At 67.3% G+C, this 26,983-nt stretch carries 27 protein-coding genes, 1 tRNA gene and 1 pseudogene; 16 read left to right on the forward strand and 13 right to left on the reverse strand.

The window, feature by feature from the left end; translation table 11 throughout:
• Positions 1-15 precede the first annotated feature (15 nt).
• From HV701_RS18560 to HV701_RS18575, 4 genes are all read left to right on the forward strand, one after another.
• Positions 16-3,132 carry an efflux RND transporter permease subunit gene (locus tag HV701_RS18560; RefSeq protein WP_175134492.1) on the forward strand — a complete coding sequence of 1,039 codons (3,117 nt, stop codon included), beginning with the start codon at positions 16-18 and terminating at the stop codon, positions 3,130-3,132.
• Positions 3,133-3,136: 4 nt separating this feature from the next.
• Positions 3,137-3,859 (forward strand): DNA polymerase III subunit epsilon, encoded by a 723-nt coding sequence (gene dnaQ, locus HV701_RS18565; protein WP_175134493.1) that lies wholly within the window; start codon positions 3,137-3,139, stop codon positions 3,857-3,859.
• Positions 3,860-3,919: 60 nt separating this feature from the next.
• Positions 3,920-3,994 (forward strand) — tRNA-Val (locus HV701_RS18570).
• A 303-nt stretch (positions 3,995-4,297) separates the two neighbouring features.
• The gene (locus tag HV701_RS18575) at positions 4,298-4,465 is read left to right on the forward strand and encodes a hypothetical protein (RefSeq protein WP_006388695.1); all 168 of its coding nucleotides are present in this window, start codon (positions 4,298-4,300) and stop codon (positions 4,463-4,465) included.
• Between the two features lie 46 nt (positions 4,466-4,511).
• Here the strand turns inward: HV701_RS18575 and HV701_RS18580 are convergent, their stop codons facing one another.
• From HV701_RS18580 to HV701_RS18600, 5 genes are all read right to left on the reverse strand, one after another.
• Positions 4,512-4,979: a YaiI/YqxD family protein gene (locus HV701_RS18580; RefSeq protein WP_175134494.1), complete on the reverse strand. Its 468-nt coding sequence runs from the start codon at positions 4,977-4,979 to the stop codon at positions 4,512-4,514.
• Positions 4,979-5,242: a hypothetical protein gene (locus HV701_RS18585; RefSeq protein ID WP_175134495.1), complete on the reverse strand. Its 264-nt coding sequence runs from the start codon at positions 5,240-5,242 to the stop codon at positions 4,979-4,981. Before HV701_RS18585 ends, HV701_RS18580 begins: the two co-directional genes overlap by 1 nt.
• A 42-nt stretch (positions 5,243-5,284) precedes the next feature.
• Positions 5,285-6,787, reverse strand: coding sequence for a TAXI family TRAP transporter solute-binding subunit (locus HV701_RS18590; protein WP_175134496.1), 1,503 nt, complete (start codon positions 6,785-6,787; stop codon positions 5,285-5,287).
• Complete coding sequence (gltS, locus tag HV701_RS18595) at positions 6,784-7,992, reverse strand: sodium/glutamate symporter (protein ID WP_175134497.1); 1,209 nt, start codon at positions 7,990-7,992, stop codon at positions 6,784-6,786. The genes HV701_RS18590 and gltS overlap by 4 nt, the downstream gene beginning before the upstream one ends.
• Positions 7,993-8,144: 152 nt before the next feature.
• Entirely contained in the window at positions 8,145-8,648 is a 504-nt protein-coding gene (locus tag HV701_RS18600) for a GNAT family N-acetyltransferase (RefSeq protein ID WP_175134498.1), read from the reverse strand.
• A gap of 264 nt (positions 8,649-8,912) precedes the next feature.
• Here HV701_RS18600 and HV701_RS18605 point away from each other — a divergent pair, with 264 nt between their 5' ends.
• Both HV701_RS18605 and HV701_RS18610 read left to right on the forward strand, forming a co-directional pair.
• Complete coding sequence (locus tag HV701_RS18605; RefSeq protein ID WP_175134499.1) at positions 8,913-9,965, forward strand: glycosyltransferase family 2 protein; 1,053 nt, start codon at positions 8,913-8,915, stop codon at positions 9,963-9,965.
• A pseudogene (locus tag HV701_RS18610) lies at positions 9,965-11,555 on the forward strand (glycosyltransferase family 39 protein). Before HV701_RS18605 ends, HV701_RS18610 begins: the two are co-directional and overlap by 1 nt.
• On the opposite strand, the gene HV701_RS18615 reads toward HV701_RS18610, so the two are convergent.
• Positions 11,512-11,907 carry a GtrA family protein gene (locus HV701_RS18615; protein WP_236755114.1) on the reverse strand — a complete coding sequence of 132 codons (396 nt, stop codon included), beginning with the start codon at positions 11,905-11,907 and terminating at the stop codon, positions 11,512-11,514. The pseudogene HV701_RS18610 and the gene HV701_RS18615 sit on opposite strands and share 44 nt — an antisense overlap.
• A gap of 36 nt (positions 11,908-11,943) precedes the next feature.
• Here HV701_RS18615 and HV701_RS18620 point away from each other — a divergent pair, with 36 nt between their 5' ends.
• On the forward strand, positions 11,944-12,822 hold the full coding sequence (locus tag HV701_RS18620; protein ID WP_254595209.1) for a ChbG/HpnK family deacetylase: 879 nt from the start codon (positions 11,944-11,946) through the stop codon (positions 12,820-12,822).
• On the opposite strand, the gene HV701_RS18625 is transcribed toward HV701_RS18620, so the two are convergent.
• The gene (locus tag HV701_RS18625; protein ID WP_175134546.1) at positions 12,819-13,682 is read right to left on the reverse strand and encodes a LysR family transcriptional regulator; all 864 of its coding nucleotides are present in this window, start codon (positions 13,680-13,682) and stop codon (positions 12,819-12,821) included. The two genes, HV701_RS18620 and HV701_RS18625, sit on opposite strands and share 4 nt — an antisense overlap.
• 113 nt (positions 13,683-13,795) lie before the next feature.
• On the opposite strand from HV701_RS18625, the gene HV701_RS18630 reads away from it, so the two are divergent.
• Entirely contained in the window at positions 13,796-14,260 is a 465-nt protein-coding gene (locus HV701_RS18630) for a multidrug/biocide efflux PACE transporter (RefSeq protein WP_175134502.1), read from the forward strand.
• On the opposite strand, the gene HV701_RS18635 is transcribed toward HV701_RS18630, so the two are convergent.
• Positions 14,239-15,126, reverse strand: coding sequence for an alpha/beta hydrolase (locus HV701_RS18635; RefSeq protein ID WP_175134503.1), 888 nt, complete (start codon positions 15,124-15,126; stop codon positions 14,239-14,241). The genes HV701_RS18630 and HV701_RS18635 overlap by 22 nt on opposite strands.
• Before the next feature lie 71 nt (positions 15,127-15,197).
• A complete protein-coding gene (locus tag HV701_RS18640; protein ID WP_175134504.1) occupies positions 15,198-16,085 on the reverse strand; it encodes a LysR family transcriptional regulator in 888 nt (295 codons plus the stop codon).
• A 92-nt stretch (positions 16,086-16,177) separates the two neighbouring features.
• Between HV701_RS18640 and HV701_RS18645 the strand changes: the two genes are divergently transcribed.
• Positions 16,178-16,582 (forward strand): CidA/LrgA family protein, encoded by a 405-nt coding sequence (locus HV701_RS18645; protein WP_175134505.1) that lies wholly within the window; start codon positions 16,178-16,180, stop codon positions 16,580-16,582.
• Complete coding sequence (locus HV701_RS18650) at positions 16,572-17,264, forward strand: LrgB family protein (protein WP_175134506.1); 693 nt, start codon at positions 16,572-16,574, stop codon at positions 17,262-17,264. Before HV701_RS18645 ends, HV701_RS18650 begins: the two co-directional genes overlap by 11 nt.
• A 52-nt stretch (positions 17,265-17,316) precedes the next feature.
• Here the strand turns inward: HV701_RS18650 and HV701_RS18655 are convergent, their stop codons facing one another.
• Both HV701_RS18655 and HV701_RS18660 read right to left on the reverse strand, forming a co-directional pair.
• The gene (locus tag HV701_RS18655) at positions 17,317-17,958 is read right to left on the reverse strand and encodes a LysE family translocator (protein WP_175134507.1); all 642 of its coding nucleotides are present in this window, start codon (positions 17,956-17,958) and stop codon (positions 17,317-17,319) included.
• Positions 17,955-18,881, reverse strand: a complete 927-nt coding sequence (locus HV701_RS18660; RefSeq protein WP_175134508.1) for a DMT family transporter — start codon at positions 18,879-18,881, stop codon at positions 17,955-17,957. The genes HV701_RS18655 and HV701_RS18660 overlap by 4 nt, the downstream gene beginning before the upstream one ends.
• A 136-nt stretch (positions 18,882-19,017) precedes the next feature.
• On the opposite strand from HV701_RS18660, the gene HV701_RS18665 reads away from it, so the two are divergent.
• The 4 genes from HV701_RS18665 to fusA all read left to right on the forward strand — a co-directional run bounded on the left by HV701_RS18665 (position 19,018) and on the right by fusA (position 23,793).
• Positions 19,018-20,457: an aminotransferase-like domain-containing protein gene (locus HV701_RS18665; protein WP_236755112.1), complete on the forward strand. Its 1,440-nt coding sequence runs from the start codon at positions 19,018-19,020 to the stop codon at positions 20,455-20,457.
• 46 nt (positions 20,458-20,503) lie between these two features.
• Complete coding sequence (locus HV701_RS18670) at positions 20,504-20,848, forward strand: protein tyrosine phosphatase family protein (protein ID WP_175134509.1); 345 nt, start codon at positions 20,504-20,506, stop codon at positions 20,846-20,848.
• An 87-nt stretch (positions 20,849-20,935) separates the two neighbouring features.
• Positions 20,936-21,400 (forward strand): universal stress protein, encoded by a 465-nt coding sequence (locus HV701_RS18675; protein WP_006388728.1) that lies wholly within the window; start codon positions 20,936-20,938, stop codon positions 21,398-21,400.
• 281 nt (positions 21,401-21,681) lie between these two features.
• Entirely contained in the window at positions 21,682-23,793 is a 2,112-nt protein-coding gene (gene fusA / locus HV701_RS18680; RefSeq protein WP_175134510.1) for an elongation factor G, read from the forward strand.
• A gap of 45 nt (positions 23,794-23,838) precedes the next feature.
• Here the strand turns inward: fusA and HV701_RS18685 are convergent, their stop codons facing one another.
• Positions 23,839-24,795, reverse strand: a complete 957-nt coding sequence (locus HV701_RS18685; RefSeq protein WP_254595210.1) for a DMT family transporter — start codon at positions 24,793-24,795, stop codon at positions 23,839-23,841.
• A gap of 244 nt (positions 24,796-25,039) precedes the next feature.
• On the opposite strand from HV701_RS18685, the gene HV701_RS18690 reads away from it, so the two are divergent.
• The gene (locus HV701_RS18690) at positions 25,040-25,510 is read left to right on the forward strand and encodes an Lrp/AsnC family transcriptional regulator (protein WP_175134511.1); all 471 of its coding nucleotides are present in this window, start codon (positions 25,040-25,042) and stop codon (positions 25,508-25,510) included.
• Between the two features lie 13 nt (positions 25,511-25,523).
• Here the strand turns inward: HV701_RS18690 and HV701_RS18695 are convergent, their stop codons facing one another.
• Positions 25,524-26,333 (reverse strand): alpha/beta fold hydrolase, encoded by an 810-nt coding sequence (locus tag HV701_RS18695; RefSeq protein WP_175134512.1) that lies wholly within the window; start codon positions 26,331-26,333, stop codon positions 25,524-25,526.
• Positions 26,334-26,474: 141 nt separating this feature from the next.
• On the opposite strand from HV701_RS18695, the gene HV701_RS18700 reads away from it, so the two are divergent.
• A complete protein-coding gene (locus HV701_RS18700) occupies positions 26,475-26,972 on the forward strand; it encodes a YbaK/EbsC family protein (protein WP_175134513.1) in 498 nt (165 codons plus the stop codon).
• Positions 26,973-26,983: the final 11 nt, after the last annotated feature.

Consider the following 26,983-nt stretch of genomic DNA (forward strand, 5'->3'; position numbering starts at 1 on the left):
GAACGGCGGCCTCTCATGCGTATCTCGGAAACCTGTATCAAGCGGCCGGTGTTCGCATCGGTGCTGTCGCTGGTCATCGTGTTGATCGGCCTGATCTCGTATTCGCGGCTGACGGTGCGCGAGTATCCCAAGATCGACGAGCCCATCGTCTCGGTCGATACCACCTACAAGGGCGCCTCGCCCGAAGTGATCGAGTCGCAGGTGACCAAGCCGCTGGAGGACCAGTTGGCCGGTATCGAGGGGGTGGACGTGATGACTTCGCGCAGCCGCTCCGAGCGCAGCCTGATCAACATCAGGTTCAACCTGTCGCGCAATCCCGACGCGGCCGCCGCCGAAGTGCGCGACAAGGTCTCGCGCGCGCGCCGCTTCCTGCCCGACGAGATCGACGAACCCATCATCGGCAAGGTCGAGGCCGATTCGCAGCCCATCATCTACATCGCGGTCGAGTCCGGTACATATTCGGCGATCCAAACCTCCGACTACATCAACCGCTACATCAAGACCCGCCTGTCGGTGCTGCCCGGGGCGGCCGAGGTGCGGGTATTCGGCGAGCGCCTGCCGTCGATGCGCATTTATGTCGACCGCGACAAGCTCGCGGCCTACGGCCTGACGGTGCAGGACGTGGAATCCGCGTTGCGCAGCCAGAACGTGGAAATTCCGGCCGGCCGCATTGAGTCGCGGGCGCGCGAGTTCTCGGTGGTGTCGTCCACCGACCTGCAGACGCCGGCGCAGTTCGAGAACGTCATCGTCGCCAACGTGAAGGGCTATCCGGTGCGCCTGCGCGACGTCTCCAAGGTCGAGATCGGCGCGGCCAACGACCGCATCCTGTCGCGCTTCAATGGCAAGCCGGCCATCAATATCGGCGTGACGCGCCAGTCCACCGCCAATCCGCTGGAACTGTCGAAGGCCGCGCGCGAGGAGGTGGCGCGGCTGAACGAGAACCTGCCGGCCGGCATGAAGCTGAATATCGCCTATGACTCGTCGGTGTTCATCGAGCGTTCCATCGACTCGGTGTTCCACACCATCGGCGAGGCCATCGTCCTGGTGGTGCTGGTGATCTTCTTCTTCCTGCGCAACCTGCGCGCCAGCATCATTCCGATTGTCACCATCCCGGTATCGCTGGTGGGCGCCTGCGCCCTGATGTACCTGTTCGGCTTTTCCATCAACACGCTGACGCTGCTGGCGATGGTGCTGGCCATTGGCCTGGTGGTGGATGACGCCATCGTGGTGCTGGAGAACATCTTCCGCCATATCGAGGCGGGCATGCCGCGCAGGGAGGCGGCATTGCGCGGCTCGCGCGAGATCGGCTTCGCCGTGGTGGCCATGACCATGACCCTGGTCACGGTGTACGCGCCGCTGGCGTTCGCCACCGGCCGCACCGGCCGCCTGTTCATTGAGTTCGCGCTGGCATTGGCCGGCGCGGTGCTGGTGTCCGGCTTCGTGGCGTTGACGCTCACGCCCATGATGTGTTCGGTGCTGCTGCGCCACCAGAGCAGTCACAGCCGCTGGTACAACCTGATCGAAGGCTGGCTCGATGCGATGAGCAACGGCTACCGCCGCGCCCTGGGGCTGGCGTTGCGCCACCGCTGGGTGGTGGTGGCGGTCGGCCTCGCGGTTGCGGCCGGCAGCGGCGTGCTGTTCAAGGTGGTGAAGAGCGAACTGGCGCCGGTCGAGGACCGCGGCGTGGTGTTCGGCTTAGTCAGCTCGCCCGAGGGCGCCACGCTCAACTACACCCTGGACAGCATGCTCGGCATCGAACAGTTCTATGCCGCCATCCCCGAGGCCAGCGGCAGCCAGGTGACGGTGGGCTTTCCCACGGTCACCGACGGCACCGCGATCCTGCGCCTGAAGCCCTGGGAACAGCGCGAGCGCCGGCAACAGGCCATCACGCGGGAGTTGCAGCCGTTGTTCGCGTCGCTGCCCGGCGTGCGCGCCTTCCCGACCAATCCGCCGTCGCTGGGCCAGTCGGCGCGCTCCAAGCCGATCGAATTCATCATCATGAGCCAGGCCTCGTACGAGGAGCTGGCGCGCCTGACCGCGGTGTTCCTGGCGGAATTGCGCAAGTATCCGGGCCTGCTCAACCTGGACACCGATCTGCGCCTGAACACGCCCGAGCTGCGGGTGCGGGTCGACCGCGACAAGATGGCCGACGTCGGCGCCAACGTCGATACCGTCGGCCGTACGCTCGAATCGATGCTGGGCGGGCGCCAGGTCACGCGCTACAAGGACCAGGGCGAACAGTACGACGTGATCGTGCAGGTCACGCCGCGCGACCGTGCCAATCCCACCGACATCTCCGGCATCTACGTGCGGGCGCGCGACGGCAGCATGGTGCAGCTGGACAATCTGCTGGGCGTGCACGAGGGCGTTTCGCCACAGTCGCTCAATCACTTCAACCGACTGCGCGCGGTCAAGATCGACGCCGCCGTGGCGCCGGGCTACGCGCTGGGCGAGGTGCTGACGCACATGCACCAAGTGGCGCGCGATGTGCTGCCCAACACCGTGGTGACCGACCTGGACGGCCAGTCGCGCGAATTCCGCGATTCTTCCGGCAGCATCTACCTGGTGTTCGCCATGGCGCTGGCCTTCATTTACCTGGTGCTGGCGGCCCAGTTCGAAAGCTGGCGCAATCCCTTCATCATCATGCTGTCGGTGCCGCTGTCCATGACCGGCGCGTTGCTGGCGCTGTGGCTGACGGGGGGCACGCTGTCGATCTACAGCCAGATCGGCCTGATCACCCTGGTGGGCCTGATTACCAAGCACGGCATCCTGATCGTCGAGTTCACCAACCAGTTGCGCGACGAGGGCAAGGCGCTGTTCGAGGCCGTGACCGAGGCCAGCGTGCTGCGCCTGCGGCCGATCCTGATGACCACGGGCGCCATGGTGCTCGGCACCGTGCCGCTGGCGTTGTCCTCGGGCGCGGGCGCCGAATCGCGCCAGCAAATCGGCTGGGTCCTGGTGGGCGGGCTGATGCTGGGTACACTATTGACCTTGTTCGTCGTGCCGGTGGCCTACACCCTGATCGCCACCGCACGCAGGAAACCCGGCCCGGCCGGCAGCGCAGCGCATCCTTCGGCCGAGCCGCCGGATGACCCGGCGCCGCCGGCGTCCGCGGCCCACGCGTCGGAATAGCTTTATGCGCCAGATCATCTTTGACACTGAAACCACCGGGCTGGATCCGGCCCAGGGACACCGCATCGTCGAAATCGGTTGCGTCGAACTGGTCAACCGGATGGCCACCGGCAACAACCTGCATATCTACCTGAATCCGGACCGCGACAGCGACCCCGAGGCTTTGGCGGTGCACGGCCTGACCACCGAGTTCCTGTCCGACAAGCCGCGTTTCGGCGATATCGCCGATGAGTTCGTCCAGTTCATCCAGGGCGCCGAACTGATCGCGCACAACGCGTCCTTTGACGTGAAGTTCTTCAACGCCGAGCTGGCCAAGACCGGCCGCGGCCAGATCACCGAGTACTGCGAGACCATCACGGACTCGTTGCTGCATGCCCGCTCCCTGTTCCCCGGCAAGCGCAACTCGCTGGACGCCCTGTGCGACCGCTTCGGCATTTCGAACGCGCACCGCACGCTGCACGGCGCATTGCTCGACTCGCAGCTGCTGGCGGAAGTCTGGCTGGCCATGACCCGCGGCCAGGACGCGCTGCTGATCGATGTCGACGACAACGACTCCGGCGCCGGCAACGGCGTGGTGCTGGCGAAATTCGATGCCTCCGGCCTGCCGGTGGTGAAGGCCAGCGACGCCGAACTGGCCGAGCACGAAACCTACCTGGCGGCGCTGGACAAGTCGGTCGGCGGCGAGTGTGTCTGGCGCAAACTGGACGCGCCGGTGGCGGCCGCTTGAAGTTTTTTCGAGGCGACTTGCGCACTTGCAAAAAAGCGTGCTAATATTTCGCCTCTTTCGGGGTGGTTAGCTCAGTGGTAGAGCACTGCCTTCACACGGCAGGGGTCACTGGTTCGAACCCAGTACTACCCACCAAAGACCCTCGAAACGCATCGCCAGGCTGTACCGTGGCAATCGCGATTCGAGACGGGTCGAAGGCAAGCCTCATGGCAAGCCCGACGCCACAGCAATGAAGCCAACCCTAGCGGTTGGCTTTTTTGTTTTTGCGCGTCTTGGGGAGGTTCTATCTGTCGCAAGCGAGGTTGCGCTTGATTTGTCGCAAGCGTGATTGCCGGGTTTGCGTCCCATCGTGTCGCGGGTTGTCTATGATGTGCAGGCAGGGCGGCCCCGCATGCCTTGGCCGGAACAAAGACGCGTCGCTTACCGGGAGACCCCACTATGCACCCCAGCACCAACACCATGTTGATCATCATCGTCACGGGCGTGGCGCTCATGCTGCTCGGGTTTGGCCTGCGCGACCGCAACATCGGCATGGGGCTCATGGGCATTGGCCTCATCACGGCCATCGGCACCATCATCTACAAGGCGTACATCACCTTCTATTGAGGCCGACGCCGCGTCCACCCGCGGCGGCTCGGGGCCTCGGCGCGTGTCAGGCGCCGGGCGGGGCCAGCCGCGCCGCTCGCGCCAGCAGGGTGTCGAGCTGATTGGCGAACGCCTTGCGGTCGGCCTGGCTGAACGACGATGGCCCGCCCGTGTCTACGCCACTGGCCCGCAATTCCTCCATCATGTCGCGCAGCGCCAGCCGTTCGCGGATGGTTTCCGGCGTATAGCGTTCACCGCGCGGGTTCAGCGCCAGTGCGCCTTTCTCCAGCACTTGCGCGGCCAATGGAATGTCGCCGGTGATCACCAGATCGCCCGCCACCGCGCGCTCGGTGATGTGCGCGTCGGCCACATCGAAGCCGCGCGGCACCTGCACCGCGCGTATCAGTGGCGACGGCGGTGTGCGCAGTGCCTGGTTGGCCACCAGGGTCAGGGGCAACTGCCAGCGCTGGGCGGCGCGGAACAGGATGTCCTTGATGACTCCGGGGCAGGCATCGGCGTCGACCCAGATGTGCATCAGCCCAGGGCCTTCTGCAACGCCTCTGCGACGATGTCGTTGGTGCTCAGGCCGCGTTCGGCGGCCGCGGCCCGCAACTGATCCGCCTGCGCCTGCGACAGCTTCAGCGGAAAGGGCACCAGGCCGGCGGCCTGGTCGAGCTTGCGCTGTTCGCGCCGGTCGGGCATTTGCGAGGCCGTGCCGAAACGGTCGGGCGTGGCGGCTTGCTTGAGCTGGCCGGCCAGCTTCAGCGCCTGGTTCTTTTGCAGATCGAATTTATTCATGAGGATTCCTGAGAGGGAGCGCCATCATAAGCGCAAGCGCCGTCAGCGGGGTTTGGCGTTCTCGAGCGCGGCCAGGCCTTCCTCGGCGCCATCGTGCAGCGGCACCGTCAGGCCGCGCCGGGCGTTGGCGACATTGACCTGGGCGCCCTGGGCCGAGCCTGCGGCCAGCAGGTCCTGCCCGGTCTGGTAGACCGCGCGCACCACTTGCAGGGCCTCGTCGCGGGTCAGGTCCGAAGTGGTCAGCAGCAGGGCCGCGGTGCCGATCGTGGCGACCGGCTCGGGCTGGTTCGGGTAGGTGCCGGCCGGGATGGCCAGCGACATCAGCGCGTCGTTCTGCGCGGCCAGGGCCTTGATCGCGGCCGGATCGAGCGGCAGCAGTTTCAGGTGCGCTTGTGTCAGCGCATCGCGCAAGGGCGTGGCGGGGATGCCGATCACCTGCGCGGCGGCGTCGATCGCGCCGGCATTGAGCGCCGGAAGCGAGGCGGCGAACGGGGTCGCAACGGCCTCGTAGTCGCGTCCGGCCTGCAGGCCGTGCGCCGCCAGCACCGCCTGCAGCGTGGTGCGTACCGCCGACCCTTCGGCGCCGAGCGCGATCTTCTTGCCTTTCAGGTCGCGCACCGCGCGCAAGTGGGTGTCGTCGCGCACCACAATGTGCACCATTTCGGGATACAGGCTGCCCAGCGCGCGCAGGCTGGCGAATGGCCCTTGGTCGGCGAACGGGCCGCGGCCTTCGTAGGCCAGCTTGGCGGTATCGGCCTGGGCCAGCCCGACCACCGCGTCGCCGCTGCGTAGCAACGCGATGTTCTCGGCGCCGCCCGTGGTGATCAGCGGCGTGACGCGGATCTGGCGGGCCTGGCCGACCGCGGCCAGGGCGCGCGCGAACGTGACGTATTCGCCGCGATCCGGGCCGCCCGCCAGCGGGTAGCCCTGCTGCATACGCGCCAGGCGGCCGTTGATGCGGGCGACCGAGCGCTCCAGTTCCTGCTGCACCACGTGCTGGGCCGTGCTGGACGCGCTGTAGGCGACCGAATGGGTGATCTGGTCGAGCGTGTCGAGCAGCCGCTGCGTGACGGGCGGGGGCGCGCCGGTGTCGAGCGACGGCGCTTCGGCCGCCTTGAAGCCGGCCGGCGTCACCAGCGTCCAGGTATCGCCGTCCTTGCGGTAGATGGCGCTGGCGTGCGCGACAATCAGGTCGCCGGCGTGGTTGCCGCTGGATGTCACGCCGCTGATGCTGCGCGGGCCTGCGCCCAGCAGGGTCACCAGTGCCGCCGCGCCGGGCTGATCCCAGGCGCCCAGGGAGATGTCGCGGGTGACTTCCAGCCGCAGGTCGTAATAGACCACGCGGCGGGTTTCGCCGGCGGGGGCATTGCTGTCGGTGGCGGAGCCCATCCGCTTGAGTTCGTCGATGCGGAACAGGCCCGCGCCATAGGTGGCCGCCAGGCCGCGCTCGACATCCGCGCGCAGCATGTCGCTGTCGGGCGCGCGGCTGCACGCGGCAAGCAGGAGGCACAAGGCCAGCAGCAGGATACGCTTGAGCATGTTCATATCCCCCCCACGAATGGCAAGGAGATCAACGAGGTCAGCACGATCACGTTGAGGATATCCACCAGGAACGCGCCCGTCACCGGCACCACGATGAAAGACTGCGGCGCCGGGCCATGGCGCCGCGTCAGCGCCTGCATATTGGCGATGGCGGTCGCGGTGGCGCCCAGCGAAAAACCGCAGAACGCGGCCGACATGATCGCGGCCTCGTAGTCGCGCTTGAGCAGGCGGAACACTACCAAGGCCGAATACAGCGCGCAGAACAGCATCTGCACCGCCAGGATCAGCGCCAGCGGTCCGGCCAGCCGCGCCACGCTGCTCAGGTCCAGGGCCATCATGGTCATGGCCAGGAACAAGGACAGTGCGATGGTGCCGATGATCTCGGTGGCGCGGTCGTCCAGCTTCAAGCCGAGGCGCTCGCCGCCGTTGCGGATCAGCACGCCGGTCGCCAGGCACCAGAGAAAGTTGGGCAGGCTCACCGGTGCGCCTTCCACCAGCGTGGCCAGATAGCCGCCCGCCACCAGGCAGATGAAAGCCGCCGTCATGGAGGTGATGAACGAGGCGGCGCTCGAGGGCGGCTGAGCCTCGCTCAGGTCCGGCACCGCGTGGCCCGCCGCGGCCTGGCGATCCAGGCTGCCCGCCAGCTTGTGACGCCGCATCAGCCATTCCGCGACCGGGCCGCCGACCACGCCGCCCAGCACCAGGCCCATGGTTGCCGCGGTCATTGCCAGGGCCATCACATCCTGGATGTTGTTGACGTCGGCGAAGCGGCTGGCATAGGCCGCGCCCGTGCCGTGGCCGCCGACCAGGGTGATGGTGCCGCCCAGCAGCCCCATCAGCGGGTGCATGTCCAGCAACCAGGCCATTCCCAGCCCGACCAGGTTCTGCAGCACCAGGAAGGGGACCAGCGCCAGCAGGAAGGCGATCAGGCGCGGGCCGCCCTTGGCCAGCAGCTTCAGGTTCGCCGTCAGGCCGATGCAGCCGAAGAACAGCAGCAACAGGGTCGGCTTGATGCTGGTCTCGAGCGAGATGGCGTGGCCGCCCCAGGTCGACAGCGCATAGGCGCCGATCGCGAACAGCAGGCCGCCGACAATGGGGTCCGGGATGCTGTAGCGGCCCAGCACCCCGATACGGGAGGTCAGGACGCGACCGATGGCCAGGACCAGGCAGCAGGCCAGCAGGGATTGGACGGGCGAGAGTGAAATCATGGAAACCTTCGCGCCCCGGCGGGACGCAGCGAAGTCAGGCTGTCGGGATTGTTGCCACCCTGTTTTTCCGGGATTGCGTTCCCATCTTAACGGGGTGCCGCCCATGCGGCACGCGTGGCAACGGCGGGAGGAGGGCGCGCCTCCTTCCTGGCTCAGAGTGGAAAGGCGCGCGTCATGTAGGTGGCCTGTGGCCCGTAGCCTTCGAGCTTGGCAGTCAGGCTGCGGCTGTCATCGGCGACCGGCGTGTAACCGTGGCGGCTCCAGTAGCCCACGGCCGTGCCCAGCGACACCAGGCTGGCGCGGCACAGCCCCGCCTGCGCCGCGTGTCTGGCCGCCATCCGCAGCAGGGCCTGTCCTACACCCAGTCCCTGTGCGGCCGGGGCCACGGCGCAGTCATGCAGGAACCAATGGTCGGCCGCCTCGGGCAGGGCGGTCAGCGGCGCATCCAGGGTGGGCGGCAGGCCCGCGTCCCAGGGATACGACACCAGATAACCCAACAGGCCATGCGCGGCGGAGCCGTGGGCAGCTTGCGCCACCCAGCAATGCGCCGGCGCCAGCGCCAGCCGGTTCAGGAAGAAGCCGGCGCTTTCCAGCAGGAAATCCGGATAGGCGCGGGCCTGGATGTCCAGGATGCCGTCCACGTCACCGCTCAGCATGGGGCGGACTCGATATTGCATAACCATCAGTGAAAACAAGAACTTTGCGCATTTTACCGATGCCTGGAGGACGCCGCTTTACGCACTTAAAAAATAGGGACGTATAAAAATACGGTCTGCGCGCCGCCTTGCCGCGGGGGCGCCACCGTCCCCGGAATCGGTGTGCTTGCCCTTGGTCCGATAGGCTTGGCATTTGATGAAAATTCAACGTCGGCTTACGCATACTGCGCGGCATAGACTCCCGCATTCCCATTGCCGAGCATCATGCATATCCAATTCCGGTCCGAGCCCCTGGGGCAACAAGTGCTGGCCAAACCGCTGCCCGTGGACGCGGTCTGGCGCACAGCCGCCGCCAACGTGCCCTACGACGCCTGCGTCACCTGCGTCATTCCCTGCCTCAACGAATGCGAGAACCTGCGCGTGCTGCTGCCGCTGCTGCGCAGCCGCCTGGCGGCCCTGTGCACCGGCTGGGAGATCATCGTCGCCGATGACGGAAGCACCGACGGCACCGAGGCGCTGATGGCCGAATGGTCGCAATATGACGGGTTCCGCTACGTGCAGCTGTCGCGCAATTTCGGCAAGGAAGCCGCGCTCAGCGCCGGCCTGGAAAGCGCGACCGGCGATGTCGTCATCTGTTTGGACGCCGACATGCAACATCCGCCCGCGCTGATCGAGCAGATGCTGGCGCGCTGGGCCGCCGGAGCCGAAATGGTCTATGCGGTGCGCGAAGGCCGCAACGATGAATCCTGGATCAAGCGTACCGGCGCCCGCTGGTTCTACAAATTGCTCAGCGGCGCCAGGGGCGTGGATGTGCCGGCCCACGCCGGCGATTTCCGCCTGATGAGCCGCAACGTGGTCGATGCGCTGAACGCGCTGCCCGAACGCACCCGCTTCATGAAAGGCCTATATGCCTGGGTCGGCTTCAAGGGCGAAGCGCTGCCCTACATGCCCGACGAGCGAATGCATGGCGACAGCCGCTTCGGCGGCATGCGCCTGGCGCGGCTGGCGCTGGACGGCCTGACCGCATTCACCACCTGGCCGCTGCGCCTGGTCAGTCTGGTCGGCGTGCTGTTCGCGGTGGTGGCGATGGCCTATGCCACCTTCCTGGTGGTCGACTATCTGGTGTCGGGCAATCCCGTGTCAGGCTGGACCACGATCGTCACCGCCGTCCTGTTCTTCGCCGGCGTCAACCTGATCTCGCTGGGCGTGGTGGGCGAATACGTCGCCCGCATCTTCGACGAGGTCAAGGGACGGCCGCTATTCGTGGTGCGTCGCCGCCAAGGGCAGGCCGCCCGTAACGGCAAGGTACCGCACTGATGGCCGCCGTCAAGCAAGACCCGGCGCGTTCCAACTGGATCCCGCCGGCGGGCGGATTGCTGCTCGCCATCGGCTTCTGGCTGGCCTTTCTGGCCTGGGTGCGGCCCCTGACGCTGCCCGACGAGGGCCGCTACGCCGGTGTCGCCTGGGACATGCTGCGCAGCGGCTCGCACATGGTGCCGTTGCTCGACGGCATGCCTTACTTCCACAAGCCGCCGCTCTATTACTGGCTCACCGAATTGTCGTTCAGCGTGTTCGGCGTGCATCCGTGGGCCGCGCGCCTGCCGTCGTTGCTGGTTGCCTGGGCCGCGCTGGCCGCGCTGTATGGCTTCGTGCGGCGCTATCGGGATGCCGCCACCGCCACGCTGACCGCGCTGGTGCTGGCCACCATGCCTTTTTTCTACGGCGGCGCGCAGTTCGCCAACCTGGACATGCTGGTGGCCGGCATGATCACGCTGTGCGTGCTGGCCGCGGCCGATGCGGTGTTGCGCCTGGAGCGCGGCCAGGCCTACCGCTGGATGTCGTTGGCCGCCGCGGCGCTGGCCGGCCTGGCGGTGCTGGCCAAGGGGCTCATCGGCCTGGTGCTGCCCGGCGCCATCCTGTTCATCTGGCTGGTATGGGGCCGTCGCTGGCGTGCCCTGGCCGCGCTGCTGTGGCCGCCGGCGCTGCTGGTGTTCGCGGCCGTGGCCGTGCCGTGGTTCGTGCTCATGCAGATCCGTTACCCCGGCTTCTACGACTACTTCTTCGTCTACCAGCATTTCCAGCGCTTCGCCGCCAGCGGTTTCAACAACGCCCAGCCGTTCTGGTTCTACCTGCCCGTGGTGGTGGGTCTGAGCCTGCCCTGGTCGCTGTGGGGCGGGGGGGCTGCTGCGCAAGGCCTTCTGGGGCGACGGTCCGCAGCGCGACCTGCGGCGCCTGGCGCTGATCTGGTGCGTGGTGGTGGTGGGCTTTTTCTCGCTGCCGCATTCCAAGCTGATCGGTTATGTGGTGCCGGCGCTGCCGCCCCTGGCGTTCCTGCTGGCTGAAGTGATCGCCGCCGCCGGGCGCCAGAAGTCCGACGCGCTGTTTTCGCGCCTGGTGCGGATTTGCGCTGGCGTGGGCGCTGGCATCTGCGTGGTGGCCATTGGCATCGCCGCCCACAGCGCCCGGGGCAGCGCGGGACCGCTGGCCGCCGTGATCCGGCCGCTGGCCCAGCCAGGCGATACCTATGTCTCGCTGCACACCTACCCGTTCGACCTGGCGTTGTATGCCCAGGCGCCCAAGCCGAGCTGGGTGGTGGACGACTGGCTCAATCCGGAAGTGCCGGTGCGCGACAACTGGCGCAAGGAGCTCTATGACGCGGCCAAGTTCGAGCCCGCGGTCGGCAAGCAGGTCCTGGTCAGCTCGGATGAATTCCATGCCCGCCTGTGCGCGGCGCCCGACGGCGCCCGCTACTGGGTCTGGGGCACCCGGTCGGATTCGGGCAATTACCGCGCGCTGGCCGGCCTGGAGCCGGTGGCGACCAGTGTGAAATACGTGATGTGGCTGGTGGTGTCGGATGCCGCCTTCAAGCAGCGGACTTGTGGCGGAACGCCCAAAGCCGGCTCGTGATGAAGGTGGCGAACGCCAGCACGATCAGGATGAGGGCCAGCAGGATGTCATAGCGAACCGCCGTTACCCGCAGCAACCAGGCGTACGCGGATTCATTGATGATGAAGCCTGCGGCTGAAATGAAGAAGAAACGGCGGGCTGCTATGGTCCAGGGTGTTTTCGAATGTCTGAACGTGAGCCGGTAGTGTCCGCTGAAGGAAACGACGAACGCCACCAGCCAGCCGACCAGGTTGGCCAGCAACGGGGCGGCGCCGAAGGCTTCCACGCAGGTGACGGCGACGCCCCAGTGTGTGGCGGCCGCTGCGCATCCGACGGCGATGAACAGGATGACTTGCTGGACCAGGGCGCGCATGTGGGGCGTGTCGACGAAGAAATGCGGGGAGAGGATTTGACCAAACGCATAGTGGTTTGCGGTGATGATTTTGGCATGAATGGCGACATTGATGAAGGCATGATCACGCTCGCCGCGATGGGCCGTTTGAGCGCGGTCAGTTGCCTGTCGCTGGGCCCGACCTTTCTGGCCAATGCCCCTCGGCTGGCGGCGCAGGACGCCGACCTCGGCCTGCATGTGAACTTCACCGAACCCCTTGGCGGCGGCGCCGATGCCGACCTGCCTTCGCTGCCGCGCCTGATCCTGCGCGCCTATGCCCGGCGCCTGCCGGTGGACTGGATCGACCGGCACCTGGCGCGCCAGTTCGACGCTTTCGAAGCCGCTTTCGGCCGCGCGCCCGATTATGTCGATGGCCACCAGCATGTGCATCAGTTGCCGGTGATCCGTGAGCGCCTGTTGGCCTTGCTCAAGCAACGCTACGGGGGCCGCATGCCCTGGTTGCGCCATACCGCGCCCGGCATGCTTTGCGGCATTCCGTTGAAGGAATCGATCAAGGCCCGCGTCATCGGGGCGCTGGGCGCGGCCGCGCTGGCCCGCAGCGCCCGTCGCGAAGGCCTGCGCACCAATCGCCGCCTGCTGGGCGTCTATGACTTCGAGGGTGGCAAGCGGCGCTATGCCGATCTGTTGCAGAACTGGCTGTTCAATGCCCGCGATTGCGATCTGCTGATGTGCCATCCGGCCAAGGATAGTCACGGCGACAGCGCCATGGCGCGCCAGCGCCGCGCCGAATACGAGGTGCTGGCCTGCCCCAAGCTGGGCGATTGGCTGGCGGCCAACGGCGTGCGTATCACGCGCCTGCCGCTGGACGCGCGCGCGGCGCCCACCAGCGGCCGATGCGCCGCGCGCGGCGGCGCGCTCCTCGGCGGACCTCGCTAGGCCTGGGTCAGGTTCTGCAGCAGCCAGGCGCCGGCCGGTCCCAACGGCCGGCGGGTCGACCAGACCGCGTCCACCCGGATCTGGCGCGGCCAGCCCGGCACCGTCAGTTCCACCAGTTGGCCGCCACCGAAGCGTTGCAGCATCCAGCGTGGCAGCTCGGTCCAGCCGAACCCCAGGGTGGCCATTTCCAGCAGCATCAGGTAGCCCGGCGCCGACCAGGTCGAATGCGATGGGGCGTTCTCCCGGTCATCCAGTTCGTAGGTGCTCAGGCGCAGTTCGCGTGCGCGCGTCAGATGGTCCTCGGTCACCGCCGGCAATGCCGCCAGCGGATGGCCACGGCCCACGCACAACACGATTTCCGACGCCTCGCGCAGTGTCGCGCGGGCCATGTCGGGAGGATAGCTGTCCTGCGCCGCCATCAGCCCCAGGTGGGCGCGGCCTTGCTGCACCAGCGCCACCACATCCTCGTATTCCGCGATCAGGCACTCGAAGCGCAGCGTCGGATAGCGCTGGTCGATCTGGCCGAGCATGGTCTCGAAGGTCTCCGACTGAAATGTGTCCGACAGCACGACGGTCAGGCGCGGTTCCAGGCCGGCCGAGAGTTGGCTGGCGCTGCGGTTCAGGCGGTCATTGGCCGCCAATACCTGTAAGGCCTGGTGCAGCAGCACCTGGCCGGCCTCGGTCAGGGTGGGCTGGCGCTGGCTGCGGTCGAACAAGGTCACGTTCAGGTCGACCTCGAGGTTGGCGATGGTCTCGCTGACGGTGGACTGGCTCTTGCCCAGCTTGCGGGCCGCGGCCGAAAACGTGCCTTCGGCGGCCACCTGGGCAAAGGTGGCCAGGGATTCCAGGGAATGGCGCATCATGGGCTGCCTGCGGTTGGTATCGGAATTTCCGATGGATTCTATCTTTATCGTACCGGAAATATCGTCGAAAATCGCCGTGTTCCCGAAGCAACCGACCTTAGAGGTGGGTCATGACGCAAGCCAAGAAAACCATCAAAGAGCGCTTTTTCCACGCTTTTCTGTTCGAAATCCTCGCCATCGGCCTGTGCGCGCCGGTCGCGGCCTGGGCCATGGGCAAATCGCTGTTCGAAATGGGCGTGCTGACCGCGGTGATCGCCTGGATCGCGCTGGTCTGGAACATGATCTACAACGCCGCCTTCGATCGCCTCGAAAATCGCCTGGGCATCACCCGCAACCTGCGGGTGCGCGTGATCCATGCCTTCGGCTTCGAACTGGGGCTGATCCTCATCGTGATTCCGCTGGCCGCCTGGTGGCTCGACATCAGCCTGTGGCAGGCCTTCGTGCTGGATATCGCGCTGGTGCTGTTCTACCTGCCGTACGCCTTTTTCTACAACCTGGGTTACGACCGCGCCCGGCCGCGTGTCATGGCGTGGCTGGCGCGTCGCGCCGACGCTCAGCCGGTCTTGCGCGGATAGGCACGGCTGGCGTCGCGCATGAACGCCTGCACGGCGTCATCGTATTGTTGGCCGCTGCGGAACGCGCCCGAATGGGAAGCGCCCTCGATCTTGACCAGCCGCTTGAGTTCAGGCGGCACGCCGCGCGCGGCGGCATACAGCGCATCGCTCATGGTATGCGGCACCACGCGGTCGGCCGTGCCGTGCAGGAACAGCATTGGTGTATGCAGTTGCGCCAGCGTCTGCACCGAGTCGAACGGTTGCGTGACCAGCAGGCTGGCGCCCGGTACGCGACCCCACTTCATGGTCGCCAGCATGTCGCTGATGCTGGTGAAGCTGGACTCGACGATCAGCCCGGCGAAATCCGGCTGTTCCGGGCGCGCCGCCAGTTTGATGGCGATGGCGCCGCCCAGGCTGTGGCCATAGATGAAGCGGCGCGACGGGTCGGGCTGCAACTGCGCCAGCTCCTTCAGTCCGGCCGTGGCGTCCTCCAGGGCGCTGGCCTCCGAGGGCAGGCGCGGCGTCGATGCGCCAAAGCCGCGGTAGTCGATCGCCAGCACGGAATACCCCTTGCGGGTCCAGCCATCGATCCGGAAAGCGCTGCCATTGAGGTTCCAGCGCGCGCCGTGCAGATACAGCACCGTGGGCGCGCCGGCCTTGGGGCTTTGCCAGTACCAGGCCCGGACCTGCTCGCCATTGGCCAATGCCAGATCGTAGACCCGCGTGCCTTTGGCCGGCTCGCGCCACCAGGTCTGCGGCTCGGATTGCGGCGAGAAAATCCTCTGGCGTTGCCAGGAATCCAGTTGCGAGCAGCCGACCACGCTGGCGGCGGCGAGGACGGCGGCGCCGAACAGACGGCGGACGGTGGGGCGGGGCAGGGCAGGCATGAGGGATCGGACCCACGCCGACGGGCGTGGTTGCGCCGCCAGCATACAACGCCAACTGTTGGCCGATCGCTTCAAGCGGTGTCCGGATGCATCTCGCGCGCCAATGCCAGCCAGGCCTGCGCCGCGGGCGACAGGTAGCCGCCACGGCGCCAGACCAGGCCCATCTCCCAGTCGGTGCGGGCATCGCGCAGCGGCACCAGCGCCACGCCGGCGTGGCGTTCTTCCTCGGCCTTGACGCGGGGCAGGAAGGCCACGCCCAGGCCGGCGCTGACCAGCGCCACGATGAAGTCGATCTGGCCGCTGCGGGCGGCGATGGCCGGGGCGAAGCCGGCTCGTTGGCAGGCGTCCTGGATGATGCGGTTCAGGGCAAAGCCGGTCTCGAACAGGATGAAGGGCGAGGCGCGCAATTGTTCCAGGCCGACGCTGGCGGCGCGGGCGTGGGCATGGTCGGCGGGCAGCAGGGCCAGCAGCGGTTCACGCGCCACCGGCTGCCAGTCGAAGTTGTCCGAGTCCGGCCGCAGCGACGCGGCCAGTTCGATATCGCCGGCCATGACCATTTCTTCCAGCCGATGGCCGCCATGTTCCAGCAGGCTGATCTCGATATGGGGGTAGCGGCCGCGAAAGCGCGCGAACATGGGCGCGAACAGGGTGCTGCTGCCCAGGGGCGGCAAGCCCAACCGCAGCACGCCCCGCCTGAGGCCGCGCAACTCGTCCAGCTCGGCATACAGGTCGTCGCGCTCGGCCAGCATTTTCAGCGCGCGCCGGTAGACGATTTCACCCGCCTCGGTCAGCTGCGGCGGCTGGGCCTGGCGGTCGAGCAGCGGCATGCCGATCTCGTCTTCCAGTTGGCGCACGGCCTTGCTGACAGTGGGCTGGGTGGCGAAAACGACTTTCGCTGCCTGGGAAAAGCCGCCATGGCGGACGACTTCCACCAGCGCGCGCAGGGGACGCAGCTCCATAGTTATGCCTGTTTCGAATAGGTAGATTCAACAAATTCATTTTATCTATGGGCTGGTCCGGCGTAAAACGGTGGGGTTCGCTGGAAATTCCCATGTCTCGCCGTCGCTATCGCACCATCCTGCGCAGCCTGCTGCGCCGCAGCCGCGCGCTGCAAATTGCTGTTCTCATCCTGTTTTCGCTGCTTGGCCAGGCGCTGGCCCATGCCGCCGGCCTGCCGATCCCGGGCGGCGTCATTGGCATGGCGCTGGTGCTGGCATTGCTGGCATCGGGCCGGTTGCGGCTGCGCAATATGCGCCGCGGCGCCAGCTGGCTGCTGGGCGAGATGCTGCTGTTCTTCGTGCCGGCGGTGATGTCGCTGCTGGATCACCGCGAATTCCTGGGCGTGCTGGGGGTCAAGCTGCTGGCCGTGATCCTGCTGGGCACGGCCCTGGTCATGATCGGCACCGCGCTGACGATCGACCTGTGCTACCGCTGGATGAACCGCCATGCGGGCTGACTTCAATCTGCTGTTCTGGCCGCTGGCCACGGTGCTGGCCTATGTGTGCGCGCGCCTGTTCTATCGCCGTTATGCCTATTGGTGGACGTCGACCCTGGTGGTCGCGCCGGCCCTGCTGCTGTTGCTGGCCTTGCTGTTGCATACCGGCTATCGCGACTACATGTCCGGCTCGCATTGGCTGATGATGATGTTGGGCCCGGTCATCGTCGCCTTTGCCCTGCCGCTGTACGAGCAGCGCGCGCTGATCCGGCGCTATTGGCCGGTGCTGGTGGCGGGCGTGGCGGTCGGCAGCGCCATTGCCGGCGCCAGCGCCTGGCTGCTGGGCGGCCTGCTGGACCTGCCGCCCGATCTGCGCTTGAGTCTGTTGCCGCGCTCGGTGGCCACGCCGTTTGCGGTCGCGGTGTCGTCGCACGTCGGTGGCGTGCCCGACCTGACGGCCGTGTTCGTCATCGTCACGGGCGTATTCGGCGCCGCCATCGGCCAGTTCATGCGCCGCTGGCTGCCGCTGCGCTCGGCTCTGGCGCGCGGTGCCTTGTTCGGCATGGGCGCGCATGGCGCCGGCACGGCCAAGGCGCGCGAACTGGCGGTCGAAGAGGGCGCGGTGGCGGGGCTGGTGATGGTGATGGCGGGCCTGTTCAACGTGCTCGTCACGCCCGCCGTAGTGGTAGCGCTGCTGGCCTGAGGGGGGGCGGCGCGCGCCGTTCAGGCCGGCGGCCGCGCGTGGGCCGGCTTGCCTAATGCAACGCTTCCTGCGCCACGGGATACAGCGAGGCGACCAGCAGCAACGCCATGGTGACGTTGAAGGCGCGGATCGTCTTGGGCTTGTGCAGCACCCGCCGCAGCGCCGTGCCGAAGGTGACCCAGATGCCGATGCTCGGCAGATTGACGATGCCGCAAACCACGGTGGCGATGACCAGGTTGGCGAAAAAACCCGTCTGCGGCGTGTAGGTGGCGATGATGCCCACCGCCATGACCCAGGCCTTGGGGTTGACCCACTGGAACGCCGCCGCCTGCAGGAAGGTCATGGGCTTGCCCCGCGCCTCGCCTTCTTGCATGCCGCCCGAGTTGGCGATCTTCCAGGCCAGGTACAGCAGGTAGGCAGCGCCCGCGTACTTCAGCACGGTGTAGAGCACCGGTATCTGCTGGAACGCCGAACCGAGTCCGATGCCCACCAGGAAAATCATCAGGGTGAAGCCCAGGTTCACGCCCAGCAGGTGCGGTACGCTGCGGCGCAAGCCGAAATTCAGGCCGGAGGCGGCCAGCATGACATTGTTCGGCCCGGGCGTGATCGAGCTGACCAGGGCGAACAGCGCCAGGGGGCCCAGCAACGACAGGGAGGCGAGCGGCACATCGGCCAGATTGGGGAACTGCATCATTTCTTGACTCCAACGATCGCGCGGCGGCCGCCGGCGATGACCACGATGACGGCAACGGCGAACAGAAACGTGGTCAGGTCTACCGATTCACCGAAAAACAGGGCTGCAGCCACGACCGTCAGGAACGGCTGCAGCAATTGGATCTGCCCGACGCGCGCGATACCGCCGGCGGCCAGACCGCGATACCAGGCGAAAAAGCCCAGGAACATCGAGCCGAACGCCAAGTAGGCGCAGGCCCAGAGGACGCCGGCGGCGGGCCAGCCCGCCTGGTTCGAGGCCATCCAGCCGACCGGCACGGCGAGCACTGGCGCGCTGATCGCCAGCGCCCAGCAGATGGTGCGCCAGCCGCCCAGCGTGCGCGAGGCGCGCGCGCCTTCCGCATAACCCATACCGCCCAGCAGCACGGCCAGCAACAGCCAGAAATCGCCCATCGCCAAGGTTCCGTGGCCCTCGCGCAGTGCAAATGCGCACACCAGCGCGGCGCCGACCAGGGCCCAGCCCCAGAACGCCGGCGAGGGCCGCTCGCCACTGCGCCAGGCCGCGAAGACGGCCGTGGACAGCGGCAGCAAGCCATTGAACACCGCGCCATGCGACGACGCCACCGTCTGCATCGCCAGGGTCGAGGCCAGCGGCCAGCCGACCACGATGCCGAGCGCGGCCAGGATGACGCCCGGCCACTCGCGGCGGTCGGGCCGCCGGCTGCGCGTCAGCCACAATAAGACCAGCGCCGGCACGGCCGCCAGCAAGGCCCGCCCCAGGCCCACCAGCAGCGGCGGCAGTTCGGCCACCGCGACCCGGGTCATGGGCAGGGTCAACGAGAATACCAACACGCCCAGCAGGCCATAGCCATAGCCTTCCCAGGGCGGGACGGAGGCGCCGGCTGGCGCGGCCTGGGGCGATGGGTACAGCGCGGAACGGGGCATCGTGGGCATCCGGAAATCGGGGGCGGCCCGCAGGGCTTGCAGGTCGGCGCCATTGCTGTCACTCTACGCATAGTCATCGGTACAGTACCGGTACACTTTTGCATGTCACTTTAACCACTGGCCTGGTGAAATCCCCATGACAGTTGCTTCCCCTTCCATGCCCTGGCAGCCGGTGCGCCAGGCCGACGCCACGCTGGTGGCGCAATTGGCCGACGGGCTGGCCCGTCGCATCGACGAACAGGGCCTGCGCCCCGGCACTCGCCTGCCGTCCATCCGGAAGATGGCGGAGCAATCCGGTGTCAGCCGTTTCACCGTGGTGGAGGCCTACGACCGGCTGGTGGCGCGCGGTCTGGTGCAGTCGCGGCGTGGCGCCGGATTCTTCGTGCGGGCCCGCAGCGGTCCGCTGGCGCCGGTCGCCAGCGCCGGGACGCCCGCCTCCCAGACCTTCGTCCCGCCGGCCCGCGTCGATATCGCCTGGCTGTTGCGCAGCATGTTCCGCGAGGGAGGCGGCCCCGGCATGCCGGGAGGCGCCGGGCTGTTGCCGGCCGACTGGCTCGATCCGGAAATGGTGGCGGGCGCGGTGCGCGCGGTCGGCCGTTCGGTGCGCGGCCACCTGGTGTCCTATGGCCACCCGCAGGGGTTTCTGCCGCTGCGCCAGCAGATCGCTGCCTCGCTGCAGAGCGATGGCGTGCCCGCCCATCCCGAACACAACCTGCTCACCACCAATGGCGTCACCCACGGGCTCGACTTGATCGCCCGCCTGCTGGTGCAGCCGGGCGATACCGTGCTGGTCGAGGATCCGGCCTGGTTCGTCATCTTTGGCCGCCTGGCGGCCTTTGGCGCGCGCCTGATCGGTGTGCCGCGGGGTCCCGATGGCCCCGATATCGCGCTGCTCGAGCAGCTGGCGGCGCAGCACAAGCCCAAGCTGTTCATCATCAACAGCGCGGTGCACAACCCCACCGGCCACACCTTGTCGGCTGGCGCCGCCTACGACATCCTGCGCATCGCCGAACGCCATGACTTCCTGGTGGTCGAAGACGACACCTATGGCGAGTTGCATCCCGGCGGCGCCATGAAACTGGCGGTGCTGGACCGGCTCAATCGCGTCATCCTGGTCAGTGGCTACTCCAAGATGCTGGCGGCCAGCCTGCGCGTGGGCTACCTGGCCGCCAACCCCGACATCCTGCAGAAACTCGCCGACCTGAAAATGCTGGCAGGCCTGACCTCGCCCGAACTGGGCGAACGCGTGGTGCACCGGGTGCTGATGGAGGGCCAGTATCGTCGCCATATCGAGCGCGTACGCCAGCGGGTGGACGAGGCCCGCCAGCGCTGCCTGAAAGGGCTGCTCAAGCTGGGCCTGACGATCGAGCATGAGCCGCAGGCCGGCATGTTCGTGTGGGCCGATTGCGGCCGCGACAGCGAAGTGCTGGCCCGGGCCGCGGCCGATCGCGGCATGTTGCTGGCGCCCGGCACCTTGTTTTCGCCGTCGCAGGAGCCATCGACCATGCTGCGTTTCTCGGTATCCATGGCCGACGATCGCGGCGTGTGGAATGTGCTGGAAAAGCTCTTCGCCTGAAGCCGCTCCTACAATAATATGCAGTTCTCTTCATCCAGGAATCGCCATGTCCGCACCGATCAAACCCCTTACCGAGAATTTCGCCGTCGCCCCGCAACTGGGGCCTGAAGATATGGCCGATGTGGCCGCCGCCGGTTACAAGAGCGTCATCATCAACCGGCCCGACTTCGAAGGCGGCCCCGACCAGCCGACCGCCGCCGACGTATCCAAGGCCGCCGCCGCCGCCGGCCTGAAAATCGAATACCAACCGGTGGTCGGCAGCGCCATGACGGCCGCCGACGTGGTTCGCTTCGCCGAGCTGCTGCGGACCCTGCCGGGCCCGGTGCTGGCGTACTGCCGCACCGGCACCCGCTGCACCAATCTGTTCGCCGCCGCCCAGCAACTGGGTTGATGCGCATCAAGGCCCCCGGGTTCGCTTGATGTGAACCTGGCGGGTTTCCGGTAGCATGGAACTTCCTCTCAAACAGGAGCAGGCAAGATGTTCAAGAAGATCCTGATTCCCACCGACGGCTCGCCGCTGTCGGCCCAAGCCGCCAACGCCGGCATTTCCTTCGCGCGCTCCGTCGGCGCCGATGTCGTCGCCCTCTACGTGACGCAGCCCTTCGCCGCCACCATCGGCTTCGACGGCATGGCCGCCGCCTACGCCATCACCGACGAAGACTACGAAAAGGCCTCGGCCGAACAGGCCGACAAGTACCTCAAGCAGATCACCGACCGCGCCGACACCGCCGGCGTGAAGTCCGAGGCGCGCGCCGTGTCCAACTTCAACGTGGCCGACGGCATCGTGCAGGCCGCCGCCGACGCCGGTTGCGACCTGATCTTCATCGGCAGCCACGGCCGCAGCGGCCTGTCGCGCCTGCTGCTGGGCAGCGTCACCGCCAAGGTGCTGTCGCTGGCCAGCACCGCGGTGCTGGTGTACCGCGTCAAGGAAGAAAAGAAGTAATTCCGCGGGCCGCCGCCGTTATCAGGGCAATGTCAGGCCCGCCGGCGCCGATGCCATGCCAAGCCCCTCCTCGCCGAGGGGCTTTTTCATGTCCGCCCGCACCCCTATGGCGCATGTGGCTAAAGCTTGTAATGCGGCTTGCGGCGCGTAATATTCATGGATAGTGCGGGCGCGGTTTCGCAATCCCCGAGCACACCTCTCAACGCGGCATGGCGCCCGCCGCGGCAGTATCCGGTCGGACCTGCCGCCCACTCCTGGTGATTACTGCAAGGAACGAGGCCATGACTCGCAAGACGCCTATCGAGCTATACCGGAATATCGGCATCAGCGCCCACATCGACGCGGGCAAGACGACGACCACCGAGCGCATCCTCTTCTATACCGGCATCACCCACAAGATCGGCGAAGTTCACAACGGCGCCGCCGTGATGGATTGGATGGAGCAGGAACAGGAGCGCGGCATCACCATCACCTCCGCCGCCACCACTGCGTTCTGGAAAGGCATGGCCGGCAATTACCCGGAACACCGCATCAATATCATCGACACGCCGGGCCACGTCGACTTCACCATCGAGGTCGAGCGCTCCATGCGCGTGCTGGACGGCGCCGTCATGGTCTATGACGCGGTCGGCGGCGTGCAGCCGCAATCCGAGACTGTCTGGCGCCAGGCCAATAAGTACCGCGTGCCGCGGCTGGCCTTCGTCAACAAGATGGATCGCGTCGGCGCCGACTTCCTGCGCGTGCAGCGCCAGATCAGCGAGCGCCTCAAGGGCGATGCCGTGCCGGTGCAACTGCCCGTGGGCGCCGAAGACGGCTTCGAGGGCGTGATCGACCTGGTCAAGATGAAGGCCATCATCTGGGACGACGCCAGCCAGGGCGTGCGCTTCGAATACCGCGACATCCCGCCGGCGCTGCAGGCGCAGGCGCAGGAATGGCACGACAAGATGGTCGAGAAGGCCGCCGAGGCCAACGAGGCGCTGCTCGAAAAATACCTGGGCGGCGAAGCGCTGACCGAGGCCGAAATCAAACAGGGCCTGCGCCTGCGCACGATCGCCAACGAGATCGTGCCGATGCTGTGCGGCAGCGCCTTCAAGAACAAGGGCGTGCAGGCCATGCTGGACGCGGTCATCGACTACCTGCCGTCGCCGGTCGACGTGCCCGCCATCAAGGGCCACGACGAACGCGACCACGAAATCGAGCGCCATCCCACCGACAAGGAACCGTTCTCGGCGCTGGCCTTCAAGATCATGACCGACCCGTTCGTGGGCCAGTTGGTGTTCTTCCGGGTCTATTCCGGCGTGGTCAAGTCCGGCGACTCGGTCTACAACCCGGTCAAGGAAAAGAAGGAACGCCTGGGCCGCATCCTGCAGATGCACGCCAACGAGCGGCGCGAGATCACCGAGGTCTACGCCGGCGACATCGCCGCCGCGGTGGGCGTCAAGGACGTCACCACCGGCGACACGCTGACCGACCCGTCGCACGTCATCGTGCTGGAACGCATGGTGTTCCCCGAGCCCGTCATTTCGCAGGCGGTCGAGCCCAAGACCAAGGCTGACCAGGAAAAGATGGGCATCGCCCTGGGCCGGCTGGCGCAGGAAGACCCGTCGTTCCGCGTGCGTACCGACGAGGAATCCGGCCAGACCATCATCTCCGGCATGGGCGAGCTGCACCTGGAAATCCTGGTCGACCGCATGAAGCGCGAGTTCGGCGTCGAGGCCACGGTGGGCAAGCCGCAGGTGGCCTACCGCGAGACCATCCGCAAGACCTGTGACGAAGTCGAAGGCAAGTTCGTCAAGCAGTCGGGCGGTCGTGGCCAGTACGGCCACGTAGTGCTCAAGCTCGAACCGCAGGAACCGGGCAAGGGCTATGAGTTCGTCGACGCCATCAAGGGCGGCGTGGTGCCGCGCGAGTTCATCCCGGCGGTGGACAAGGGCATCCGCGAAGCGCTCAACGCCGGCGTGCTGGCGGGCTATCCGGTGGTCGACGTGAAGGTGACGCTGTTCTTCGGGTCGTACCACGACGTCGACTCGAACGAAAACGCCTTCAAGATGGCCGGCTCGATGGCGTTCAAGGAAGGCATGCGGCGTGCCGATCCGGTGCTGCTCGAACCGATGATGCAGGTCGAGGTGGAAACGCCCGAGGACTTCACCGGCAACGTCATGGGCGATCTGTCGTCGCGCCGTGGCATGGTGCAGGGCATGGAAGACATCGCTGGCGGCGGCGGTAAAGTGGTGCGCGCCGAGGTGCCGCTGGCCGAGATGTTCGGCTACTCCACCTCGCTGCGTTCGCTGACGCAGGGCCGCGCTACCTACACGATGGAGTTCAAGCACTACGCCGAAGCGCCGCGCCAGGTGGCGCAGGAAGTGATGGCGGCCCAGGGCGCGGGCCGCTGATTGCCGTCATGCGATGGCAGGGGCCGCCGATCCGGCGGCTTGTTTTCAGGCCGGCGCCGCGGCGCCGGCCGTTGTGGCCCGCATGCGCGAGGATGCCAGCTTCACGCCCAGCAGGATCATCACGAAGCCGTAGGCATGAAACAGTTGCGGCGTCTCGCCCAGCAGCGGCCAGGCCACCAGCGCCGCATACACCGGCACCAGGAACATCGACAGGCCCGCCGTGGCCGGACCGGCGCGGCTGATCAGCCGGCCGTAGACGTAGTACGCGCCCAGGCTGGGCACCACCGCCAGGAACAGCAGCACCGCCGCCAGCCGTGGATCGCTCCAGGGCGCAACGGCGCCAGCGGCGGCCTCGATGCCGGCGAATGGCGCCAGCGCGATCGCGCCGCCCAGCATCATCGCGGCCAGCCGCGCGCCGTCCGGCACCGCCGGCAGCGTCAGGCGCTTTTGCAGCACGGTATAGAACGCCCAGCCGGTGGCGGCCAGTAGCACCCACAGGTCGCCCTGGCCGAACGCCAGCCGCGCCAGCGCCCAGGCGTCGCCGCGCGTCAACACCACCAGCACGCCGCCCAGCGCCAGCGCCAGGCCGGTGGCGCGCAGCGGCGAGAGCGGCTTGCGCCAGATCACCGCTTCCAGCAGCGCCACCAGGATCGGGCTGCACGAGAAGATCAGGGCGATGTTGGTGGCGCTGGTGCTCTGGGCGCCGATGTATTGCGGCGCCACCGCCACGCCCATGCCCAACACCGCCAGCGGCAGTAGCGTGGGCAGGCCATGCCACAATGCCTGGCGATGCCGCAGCAGGGCCGGTCCGGCCAGCGGCAACAGGATCAGGAAGGCGATCAGCCAGCGGCCGAAGGCCAGGAATACGGGGGGCAGGGCGGCGTCGTGGGCCCAGCGGGCAGCCACCATGTTGGAGGCGAATAGCGCCGGCGCGGCCAGGAGCATGGCGGCGCCGGACCAGCCCAGGCCGGTTCTTGCGGGTACTGCTGCTGCGTGAGACATGATTTCCCGCCGCGCGGATCGGCGCGCGGCATACTGCGGTGGACGACACCGGCGCCAAGGCCGGGTTGTGCCACGGCGCGGGCGCGGGATCCGACGGGCGGGGTAATGCCCGTCTTGCAGGAAAGTCTACGGCGGGATCGGGAAAATAGGTTTCCTGATTCTCGCCATTCTGGCGGTAATGAAGGAATATATATCCTCTAGAATCAGGTTTTTCAGGGATATTCTCTTCTAAAGAGCCTCCGCCGTGTCCAGCCCACCCAAAATCGACGAAACCGACCGCAGGATCCTGCGCGCCTTGCGCGCCGACGGCCGCCTCACGAACCTGAAACTGGCCGAGCAGGTCGGCCTGTCGCCCACGCCCTGCTGGAACCGGGTCAAGGCGCTGGAAGACGCGGGGGTGATCGAGGGCTACGCGGCCCTGTTGAACCAGAAGGCGCTGGGTCTGCCCGACACCGTCATGATCGAGGTCACGCTCGAGCACCACGATGACGACACCCTGGCGCGCTTCGGCGAGGCGATCACGCGCCTGCCGCAAGTGGTTGAGGCCTTCCTGGTGACAGGCGAATACGACTACCTGATCAAGGTGGCGGTGGCCGGCACCGAAGGCTACGAGGAATTCCTGCGCAAGCGGCTCTACAAGCTGCCTGGCGTGCGGCACAGCCGCTCGACCTTCGTGCTCAAACGCCTCAAGCACACGCCGTCGGTCGAACCCTGACGGCGCGCGCGGCTCAGCCGCGCAGGAACGATTCGATGGCGCCGTTGAAGGCGCGCGGGTTGCCCAGGTTCATGCCATGCGACGAACCGGCGATATTCACCCGCTGCGCCTGCGGCAGCCATTGCGCCAGCGCGTCGAGCACCGCGGGATAAGGCGACGGGCTGAGCGCGCCGCCGATCAGCAGCGTCGGCAGCGTCAGCGAACCGATCTGTTCCGGCGCGAGGGCCGCCGGGGTTTCGCGCGCCTGGCCGAACAGCGTGCCGGCGTTGTCGCGCACCATTTCCTTGAACCAGGGCACCATGCGCTGCCAGGTATCCGGCCCGGTCACGGTGTCCACGAACAGCGCCAGGCCTTCTTCCACGGCGCCGCCGCGGATCAGTTCGAGCGCCCGCTGGCGAAACCCGCCGCGGGTATCGTCGCCGCCGGGCAGGGGCAGTCCCGGATCGGCCAGCGTCAGGCTGAGCAGCGCGTCGGGGCGCGCCAGCGCCGCTTCCAGCGCCACGCGGCCGCCGCGTGAATGGCCCACCAGATGGGCCGGCCCGCCCGCCACCCGGTCGATGAAATCGAGCACGTCGGCGCCGTGCTGCGCCACCGAGAAGCCCTCGCCCTCGCCATCCCAGCTTTCTGGCCAGTAACGCCGCAGGCACACCGCCAGCACGCGGAACGAGCGGCCCAGCGGCGCCATCTGCGATTTCCAGTAGCGGCAGTCGGACAGCGAGCCATGCACCAGCACCAGCGGCGCGCCTTCGCCGTACTCGGTGTAGGACATGGCATAGCCGCCGATATTGGCGCTTTGCAGGGGCAGGACAGGTTCGGAACGCATCGGGTCGGGGTCGGGAAATCCAGGCGGGCATTCTAGCCGTTTCACCCCCGCGGCAGCGTCACGCCCGCGCCCACGGCGGGGGCATTGGCGAGACTGATAAACTCGTCACCCGATCTTTTTGTCTTGAACGGAGTTCGCCAGATGTCCATCGCTACCCCCGCCGATCTTCCCGAGTCCGCCCAGCGCGTCGCCCGCCTGTTGGCCGAGTTGGGCCACGATAAGCCGGTAGTGGTGCTGCCGCAGACCGGCAAGACCTCGGCGGAAGCGGCGGCTGGCCTGGGGTGCGAGGTGGCGCAGATCGCCAAGTCGATCATCTTCCGCCGCGCCTCGGACGATGCGCCGGTGCTGGTCATCGCCAGCGGCGTCAATCGCGTCGACGAGGCCAAGGTCGCCAGCCAGGTCGGCGCGCTGGCCAAGGCCGATGCCAAGTTCGTGCGCGACATGACCGGCTATGCCATCGGCGGCGTCTGCCCCATCGGCCACGCGGTCAAGCCTGTCATGCTGCTCGACCAGGACCTGTTCCAGTACGACAGCCTGTGGGCGGCGGCGGGGCACCCGCACGCGGTGTTCAACCTGACGCCGCAGCAGTTGGCCGCCATGACCGGCGCGCCGGTCGCCGATGTGGCGCAGCGCGCCTAGTACATCAGCGT

It is taken from the genome of Achromobacter pulmonis (assembly GCF_902859765.1).
Classification (GTDB): domain Bacteria; phylum Pseudomonadota; class Gammaproteobacteria; order Burkholderiales; family Burkholderiaceae_B; genus Achromobacter; species Achromobacter pulmonis.

Excerpts from the sequence above, each read along its gene's own strand:
- HV701_RS18650 (WP_175134506.1), top strand. The coding sequence starts at position 16,572 with ATGCGGGCTGACTTCAATCTGCTGTTCTGGCCGCTGGCCACGGTGCTG.
- HV701_RS18615 (WP_236755114.1), bottom strand. The coding sequence starts at position 11,907 with ATGCGCGCCCTGGTCCAGCAAGTCATCCTGTTCATCGCCGTCGGATGC.
- HV701_RS18580 (WP_175134494.1), bottom strand. The coding sequence starts at position 4,979 with ATGCACATCTGGGTCGACGCCGATGCCTGCCCCGGAGTCATCAAGGAC.
- HV701_RS18645 (WP_175134505.1), top strand. The coding sequence starts at position 16,178 with ATGTCTCGCCGTCGCTATCGCACCATCCTGCGCAGCCTGCTGCGCCGC.
- HV701_RS18665 (WP_236755112.1), top strand. The coding sequence starts at position 19,018 with ATGACAGTTGCTTCCCCTTCCATGCCCTGGCAGCCGGTGCGCCAGGCC.
- HV701_RS18695 (WP_175134512.1), bottom strand. The coding sequence starts at position 26,333 with ATGCGTTCCGAACCTGTCCTGCCCCTGCAAAGCGCCAATATCGGCGGC.
- HV701_RS18625 (WP_175134546.1), bottom strand. The coding sequence starts at position 13,682 with ATGCGCCATTCCCTGGAATCCCTGGCCACCTTTGCCCAGGTGGCCGCC.
- HV701_RS18660 (WP_175134508.1), bottom strand. The coding sequence starts at position 18,881 with ATGCCCCGTTCCGCGCTGTACCCATCGCCCCAGGCCGCGCCAGCCGGC.
- HV701_RS18640 (WP_175134504.1), bottom strand. The coding sequence starts at position 16,085 with ATGGAGCTGCGTCCCCTGCGCGCGCTGGTGGAAGTCGTCCGCCATGGC.
- HV701_RS18675 (WP_006388728.1), top strand. The coding sequence starts at position 20,936 with ATGTTCAAGAAGATCCTGATTCCCACCGACGGCTCGCCGCTGTCGGCC.
- HV701_RS18635 (WP_175134503.1), bottom strand. The coding sequence starts at position 15,126 with ATGCCTGCCCTGCCCCGCCCCACCGTCCGCCGTCTGTTCGGCGCCGCC.
- HV701_RS18655 (WP_175134507.1), bottom strand. The coding sequence starts at position 17,958 with ATGATGCAGTTCCCCAATCTGGCCGATGTGCCGCTCGCCTCCCTGTCG.
- HV701_RS18670 (WP_175134509.1), top strand. The coding sequence starts at position 20,504 with ATGTCCGCACCGATCAAACCCCTTACCGAGAATTTCGCCGTCGCCCCG.
- HV701_RS18590 (WP_175134496.1), bottom strand. The coding sequence starts at position 6,787 with ATGAACATGCTCAAGCGTATCCTGCTGCTGGCCTTGTGCCTCCTGCTT.
- HV701_RS18560 (WP_175134492.1), top strand. The coding sequence starts at position 16 with ATGCGTATCTCGGAAACCTGTATCAAGCGGCCGGTGTTCGCATCGGTG.
- fusA (WP_175134510.1), top strand. The coding sequence starts at position 21,682 with ATGACTCGCAAGACGCCTATCGAGCTATACCGGAATATCGGCATCAGC.
- HV701_RS18585 (WP_175134495.1), bottom strand. The coding sequence starts at position 5,242 with ATGAATAAATTCGATCTGCAAAAGAACCAGGCGCTGAAGCTGGCCGGC.
- HV701_RS18630 (WP_175134502.1), top strand. The coding sequence starts at position 13,796 with ATGACGCAAGCCAAGAAAACCATCAAAGAGCGCTTTTTCCACGCTTTT.
- HV701_RS18575 (WP_006388695.1), top strand. The coding sequence starts at position 4,298 with ATGCACCCCAGCACCAACACCATGTTGATCATCATCGTCACGGGCGTG.
- HV701_RS18600 (WP_175134498.1), bottom strand. The coding sequence starts at position 8,648 with ATGCTGAGCGGTGACGTGGACGGCATCCTGGACATCCAGGCCCGCGCC.
- gltS (WP_175134497.1), bottom strand. The coding sequence starts at position 7,992 with ATGATTTCACTCTCGCCCGTCCAATCCCTGCTGGCCTGCTGCCTGGTC.
- dnaQ (WP_175134493.1), top strand. The coding sequence starts at position 3,137 with ATGCGCCAGATCATCTTTGACACTGAAACCACCGGGCTGGATCCGGCC.
- HV701_RS18605 (WP_175134499.1), top strand. The coding sequence starts at position 8,913 with ATGCATATCCAATTCCGGTCCGAGCCCCTGGGGCAACAAGTGCTGGCC.
- HV701_RS18700 (WP_175134513.1), top strand. The coding sequence starts at position 26,475 with ATGTCCATCGCTACCCCCGCCGATCTTCCCGAGTCCGCCCAGCGCGTC.
- HV701_RS18685 (WP_254595210.1), bottom strand. The coding sequence starts at position 24,795 with ATGTCTCACGCAGCAGCAGTACCCGCAAGAACCGGCCTGGGCTGGTCC.